The sequence below is a fragment of the Sandarakinorhabdus sp. genome, assembly GCF_032115815.1.
GTDB lineage: Bacteria > Pseudomonadota > Alphaproteobacteria > Sphingomonadales > Sphingomonadaceae > Sandarakinorhabdus.
The window spans coordinates 345-6,210 of sequence record NZ_JAUMBI010000239.1 but is presented as its reverse complement, the minus strand read 5'-3'; the positions used below and the strand labels follow the sequence as shown (position 1 = coordinate 6,210).

5 protein-coding genes are annotated in these 5,866 nt (G+C 64.2%); 2 read left to right on the top strand and 3 right to left on the bottom strand.

Going from position 1 to position 5,866, the window contains the following annotated elements; translation table 11 throughout:
• On the top strand, nucleotides 1–996 hold a 996-nt coding region (locus RT662_RS13675; RefSeq protein WP_409530176.1), incomplete at its 5' end, for a flavin-containing monooxygenase.
• A 179-nt stretch (nucleotides 997–1,175) separates the two neighbouring features.
• Here RT662_RS13675 and RT662_RS13670 read toward each other — a convergent pair.
• The 3 genes from RT662_RS13670 to RT662_RS13660 form a co-directional block, all read right to left on the bottom strand.
• Nucleotides 1,176–2,273 carry a fatty acid desaturase gene (locus tag RT662_RS13670; protein WP_313671247.1) on the bottom strand — a complete coding sequence of 366 codons (1,098 nt, stop codon included), beginning with the start codon at nucleotides 2,271–2,273 and terminating at the stop codon, nucleotides 1,176–1,178.
• A gap of 258 nt (nucleotides 2,274–2,531) precedes the next feature.
• Nucleotides 2,532–2,693: a hypothetical protein gene (locus tag RT662_RS13665; RefSeq protein ID WP_313671246.1), complete on the bottom strand. Its 162-nt coding sequence runs from the start codon at nucleotides 2,691–2,693 to the stop codon at nucleotides 2,532–2,534.
• A 66-nt stretch (nucleotides 2,694–2,759) separates the two neighbouring features.
• A complete protein-coding gene (locus tag RT662_RS13660; RefSeq protein ID WP_313671245.1) occupies nucleotides 2,760–3,902 on the bottom strand; it encodes an acyl-CoA dehydrogenase family protein in 1,143 nt (380 codons plus the stop codon).
• 104 nt (nucleotides 3,903–4,006) lie between these two features.
• Between RT662_RS13660 and RT662_RS13655 the strand changes: the two genes are divergently transcribed.
• Entirely contained in the window at nucleotides 4,007–5,242 is a 1,236-nt protein-coding gene (locus RT662_RS13655) for a dipeptidase (protein WP_313671244.1), read from the top strand.
• The last annotated feature ends 624 nt before the right edge of the window (nucleotides 5,243–5,866 follow it).

The window sequence follows — 5,866 nt, the reverse complement described above, 5'->3', positions numbered from 1 at the left end:
TGGAACGAGGCCCGCGAAGACGTGATCGCCATCCATACGCCGCCGGAAGAGATCAAGGCCGAACTGGAACGGCGCTGGGCCTGGGGCGGGTTCCGGCTGCTCAGCGGCTTTGCCGATCAGGGCATTGATGCCGAAGCCAACAAGATCATTGCCGATTTCGTGGCCGCCAAGATCCGGGAACAGGTGAAGGATCCCAAGGTCGCCGAACTGCTCACGCCCAAGGATCACCCGTTCGGTACCAAGCGGCCGTGCGTCGACACCGGTTATTACGCGACGTACAATCGCGACAACGTCTCGCTGATCGATCTGCGCGCTGATCCGCTGGAAAATTTCACCGCCACCGGCATCAAGACGAAGCACACCAGCTTCGATTTCGATGCCGTGGTGCTCGCAACCGGGTTCGACGCGATGACCGGCGCCATCGAGCGCATCGATATCCGGGGCGTGGGCGGCGAAACCATCAAGGAGCATTGGGCCGCCGGCCCGGAAACCTATCTGGGCCTGATGGTCGCCGGTTTCCCCAACCTGTTCCTGATTACCGGCCCCGGCAGCCCCAGCGTGCTGACCAACATGATCCACAGCATTGAACAGCACGTGGAATATGTGGCCAGCATCATCGGATCATTGAACGCCAGCCAGGCCGGCCGCATCGAAGCCAGCCGCGAAGCCGAACAGGCGTGGACCGATCATTGCGACCAGACCGCCGCGATGACGCTGCTGCCGCAGGCCAACAGCTGGTACATGGGCGCCAACGTGCCGGGCAAGCCGCGCCGTTTCATGGCCTATGCCGGTGGCCTGCATACCTACACCGATATCTGCAACGCGGTGCGGGACAAGGGCTGGCAGGGCTTTGTGATCTCGCGCGGCGATCAGGTGCTCAGCGAAAGCCGGGTGTTCGACAGCCTGCCGCCGCCGCCCGAAAACATGGCACCGCACTTGATGGAAATGGCGATGGGCCGGGTGATGAACTGGATGCAGGAACACGGCCGGGTTTGAGAGCAAGGTAAAGCGGCCTCCGGCAGCCAGGGCCTGAGGCCCTGGACCCACTTTCGTGGTTGTGCGCCGGCGACGCACGTGAGCCAAAAAAATCAAACGGGTGCAGGCCTCAGGCCTGCCCGCCGGAGGCTCTGTTTCCTGCTTCTCTTCAACAACTGCACACTGAACAGCCGTGGCCCTCAGGCGCGCGCGGTCCCAGCACTCGCCCACAGCCGGGCGATGACACCGGCCAGTGTGGGGTGATTGCCGCCGTGATAGCTGCTCTCACGCGGCAGTTCCGCCACCAGCCGGCGGTGTGCGGCGGGCAGGGCGTGATAGGGCACGCTGGGCAGCAGATGGTGCAGCGCGTGATAGCGCAGGCCCACCGGTGCCCACAGTTCGGGCAGCAGCGCCGGCGGGGGCACGTTCACACTGTCAAGATACTGGCCGGTGATGGTCATCACCTTGCCGTCATTTTCCCACAGATGCGCCGCCAGCGTGCGGATCTGATTGATCACCATGCTGGCTGACAGCACGGCGAGCCAGATGCCGAACGCCCGCAGCGGGATGAGGCCGGTGGCGACGGCGGCCAGCACGGCGATGACGAACAGTGACGTCGCCACTTCCATCGCATTCCAGCGCGTGGCGGCCTGCCCGGCGGGTGGATCGCGGCGGAAATCGGGATTGATCGACAGCGCCGAAAAGCGTGCTCGCACGAAATCGCGCACCGGCTTCAGCAGCGACAGCGGCGCCAGCAGGCCCCAGCGGATGATCAGGCCAATCGGCCCCAGCGCCGCGACCATCACGAACAGCGGCACACTCATCTTGGGCTTCAGCGCCAGCGCCATATATTCCGGATCGCGCACCGTGCCGTACCGGTTGCGGGCATGGTGCAGATTGTGCACGCCTTCATACATGAAGCTGGGGATCATCAGCGGAATGCCGGCCACCAGGTTCCAGCCCAGGCGATAGCCCGGCACCGAATCATCCTTCATGTGGGTGATTTCGTGGATGAAGCTGCCGAGACGATACAGCGCCAGCACGGCCACCACTGCCAGTGCGGCGGTGGCGGCCACCGACAGGCCCGGCATCAGGATCAACGCCGCCAGCGCGCCCCAGCCCAGCGCGGCGCTGCCCAGCGTATCGACCCAATAGATGGCGGGCCTGTACGCGCCCAGTTCGCGGCCGAGCGTGGCGGCCAGCCTTATCATCGCCACGTCTTCGCCGGCCATCGACCCGGCGTTTTCACGCGGGCTGGGGGCGGTTTCGGCAAAACGGGCGGCAGTTGCAGTCATCATGGGATCGCTTATCGCAGAAGATTGCGACCGGTTAAGGGCAGAAAGCGGGCAGGGCCAGTCTGGGAAACGCCGCAGTCGCTGGCGCAGTGCCCCCTATGGGTCTGGTGGCGACAAGGGCTGGCGCGCGCGCCACAAAGCGAACGCGGCCCCAACCGGAAACAGAACCTTCACCAGCCAAACCCCGCTACCGTTTGGCGAATACACGTTGACGACGGGGCCATTGATACCAAACAGCAGCACAAGATCCTCCGGCTGCGTCTAATTGAGGCCGATGCCGATAAAACCGAACAGCGATGCCAGATACCACAGCGGTTTAAAGCGCAGATGCTGTGCGTGCCGGACGGCCCAAACTCCCGTCAATGAAACAGAAATGCACACCAGTCCAAACGCCAGAATCGCGAATTGCAGACTGTTGATCATCCCCAAACCTGACCATCAGGTTGTGGCTTTGTATCCGTGGCCAGCTGTCGCATTCGGAACTGATATTCAAATCGTCCGCGACACCACCAGCTTCATGATCTCGCTCGTCCCGCCGTAAATCCGCTGCACGCGCGCGTCGCGCCACAGGCGGGCGATGGGATATTCGTTCATGTAACCGGCGCCGCCGTGCAGTTGCAGCGCTTCATCGCACACGCGGCCCTGCAGTTCGGTGTGCCACAGCTTGGCGGCGCTGGCTTCGGCGTCGGTCAGCTTGCCTTCGATCAGCTTCTGCAGGCCCCAATCGATGTGGGCCCAGCCCACCTGCAATTCGGTCTTCAGGCCGGCGAGCACGAACTGGGTGTTCTGGAACTCCCACACCGTCTTGCCGAAGGCCTTGCGCTCTTTCACGAACTTCACCGCTTCGTCGAACGCGCGCTGGGCGCCGGCCTGGGCGGAAATGGCGATGGACAGGCGCTCCTGCGGCAGCTGGCTCATCAGATAGATGAAGCCCTTGTTCTCCTCCCCCAGGCAGTTGGTCATCGGCACGCGGACATCGTTGAAGAACAATTCCGACGTGTCGGCGCTGTTCTGGCCGATCTTGTCGAGGTTGCGGCCGCGGGCAAAGCCTTCACGGTCGGCCTCCACCAGGATCAGCGAGGTGCCCTTGGCGCCCTTTTCCGGATCGGTCTTGGCGACCACGATGATCAGATCGGCGTTCTGGCCGTTGGTGATGTAGGTCTTGGAACCGTTGATCACATAATGGTTGCCGTCCTTGCGGGCGGTGGTCTTGATGCCCTGCAGGTCGGAACCGGCGCCGGGTTCGGTCATGGCGATGGCGGTGATCACTTCGCCGCTGATCATCTTGGGCAGATACTTGGCCTTCTGTTCCGGCGAACCATAAGCGACCAGATAATCGGCCACGATATCGGATTGCAGGGTGATGCCGGCCGATGAACCGGCATAGGCCAGTTCTTCATCGATGATGGCGTTGTAACGGAAATCCAGGCCCAGCCCGCCATACTCCTCCGGCACGCCGGGGCACAGCATCCCGGCATCGCCGCAGGCGCGCCAGAAATCGCGGCTCACCAGCCCCTCTTCCTCGAACCGGTCGAGGTTGGGGATCAGTTCCTTTTCGAACACCTTGCGCACCGTGTCGCGGAAGGCGGTTTCATCGGGGCCGTAAACGCGGCGATCGTTGGCGTCGAGCATGGTTTTCTCCGGCAGTTCGTCGTTGCTGCCCTGTTTATGAAGCTTGTGCCATGCGTGCGTCACCTGTCTTGCAAGAGAGGGCGGCGCGGTGTCACACTGTGGCCATGAAAACTGCTCTGCTGCTCATCGGCCTGCTGGCCGCCACCCCGGCCCTGGCGCTGGATGATCCGATGCTGAAACGCGCGGAGGCCGTGCTGAAGCGGCAGCCGATCATCGATGGCCACAATGACTATCCGGGCGCGCTGCGCGGCAGTTTTGGTGAGGGCTGGTGGAGCCAGGACCTGAAAGCTGACAGCCGCACATTCAAGAAGCCCTTGATGACCGACATCACGCGCCTGCATCAGGGCCGCGTGGGCGGGCAGTTCTGGAGCGTGTATGTGGCGGCCACCGTCACCGGCCCGGCAGCGGTGAAGCAGACCATCGAGCAGATCGACATCGTGCGCGGATTCGTGGCGAAATATCCGCAGGATCTCGAACTGGCCGGCACCGCCGCCGATATCCGCCGCATCCAGAAAACCGGCAAGGTCGCCAGCCTGATGGGCGTGGAGGGCGGCAGCCAGATCGACAATTCGCTGCCCGTGCTGCGCATGTATCACGCGCTGGGCGTGCGTTACATGACGCTGACCCACACCAAGCACAACGACTGGGCCGACAGCGCCAATGAGTCGCCGCGCCCGCAGCCGTTGAGCGACTATGGCAAGGCCGTGATCAAGGAAATGAACCGCATCGGCATGCTGGTTGATCTCTCCCACGTCTCGCCGGGCACGATGAAGGCGGTGCTCAGCGTGACCAAGGCGCCGGTGATCTACAGCCACAGTAGCGCCCGCGGCATTGCCGATCATGTGCGCAACGTGCCCGACGATGTGCTGCCACTGGTGAAAGCCAATGGCGGCGTGGTGATGGCCACCTATGTGCCCGGCTTCATCAACGCCGCCCGCCAGGCCTGGGAAGCGGCGCGCGCCGGCGAACGGCAGCGGCTGTTGGCGCTGTATATTTCCGATCTGCCGCGCCAGGGTACGGCGATGGCGGAGTGGGACGCGAAGAACCCGCGCCCGCCGGTGGGCATCGGCGACGTGGCCGATCATATCGACCGGATGGTGAAGCTGGCCGGCGTCGATCATGTCGGCATCGGCGGCGATCTGGATGGCATCGATTCCACGCCTACCGGCCTGGAGGGCGTCGAAACCTATCCTGCGCTGATCGCCGAACTGCTGCGCCGCGGCTATTCCGAAGCCGATTGCGAGAAGATCGCCGGCGGCAACCTGCTGCGGGCGATGGAAGCAGCGGAGAAGGTGGCGGCGAGCATGGCGGGCGAAGTGCCGCCGGATGTGAAGCCGTAAGGTAAGCCCGGCGGGCGCGGCCGGCGGCGGAGCCGCCGAGTCCGCTTGGGGTGTCGAAGGAAGAGAAGAAGGAAGAGCGCGGCGGAGCCGCGCCGTCAGACGAGTCAAAAAGGGGCAGCCTGTTGGGGCCGCCCCTTTTTGCTCGCTGGCCGTGCTTGCGCCTGTCGGCGCGCGACACGCGCGCTCGCGGCGCTACGCAAAATGGGGACTGGTGTTGCCACCAGTCCCCACTGTGTCGTGCCCCTCCTTGCGGAGGACATGGGCGGTCCGGTCGGCGCCTGCGCTCACAACCTCGTCGGCTGGAGCTGCGGCGGCTGGCCTCGCGCACTTCCACGGCACTTTTGCATCTGCATCCATCTCGGCCCTTCCGGGCCTGCTTGTCTGCAGTGCCGGACCTTTTCGCTCCACTCGTTCGGCCTTGCGTGTCGGCTTGCGCCTGCCGCCTGGTCGTTCTGGTGGGCGCATTGGCCCACGGCTGGTTTCCTTGTCCCTCGCCCTTGCGGCCCTGCTTGCGCGGAACCGCTCATGGCTGCGGACTGGCCTTCCAGCCGCTTGGCTGCTGCCCTTGCCATTGCGCCCAGAGCATACCCGTTAAGGTGCGGCCCGGTGGCTTCGGGTGCGGAG

What these genes read in the sequence shown, in the direction of transcription:
- RT662_RS13655 (WP_313671244.1), top strand. Translation starts at nt 4,007, where the DNA reads ATGAAAACTGCTCTGCTGCTCATCGGCCTGCTGGCCGCCACCCCGGCC.
- RT662_RS13660 (WP_313671245.1), bottom strand. Translation starts at nt 3,902, where the DNA reads ATGCTCGACGCCAACGATCGCCGCGTTTACGGCCCCGATGAAACCGCC.
- RT662_RS13670 (WP_313671247.1), bottom strand. Translation starts at nt 2,273, where the DNA reads ATGATGACTGCAACTGCCGCCCGTTTTGCCGAAACCGCCCCCAGCCCG.
- RT662_RS13665 (WP_313671246.1), bottom strand. Translation starts at nt 2,693, where the DNA reads ATGATCAACAGTCTGCAATTCGCGATTCTGGCGTTTGGACTGGTGTGC.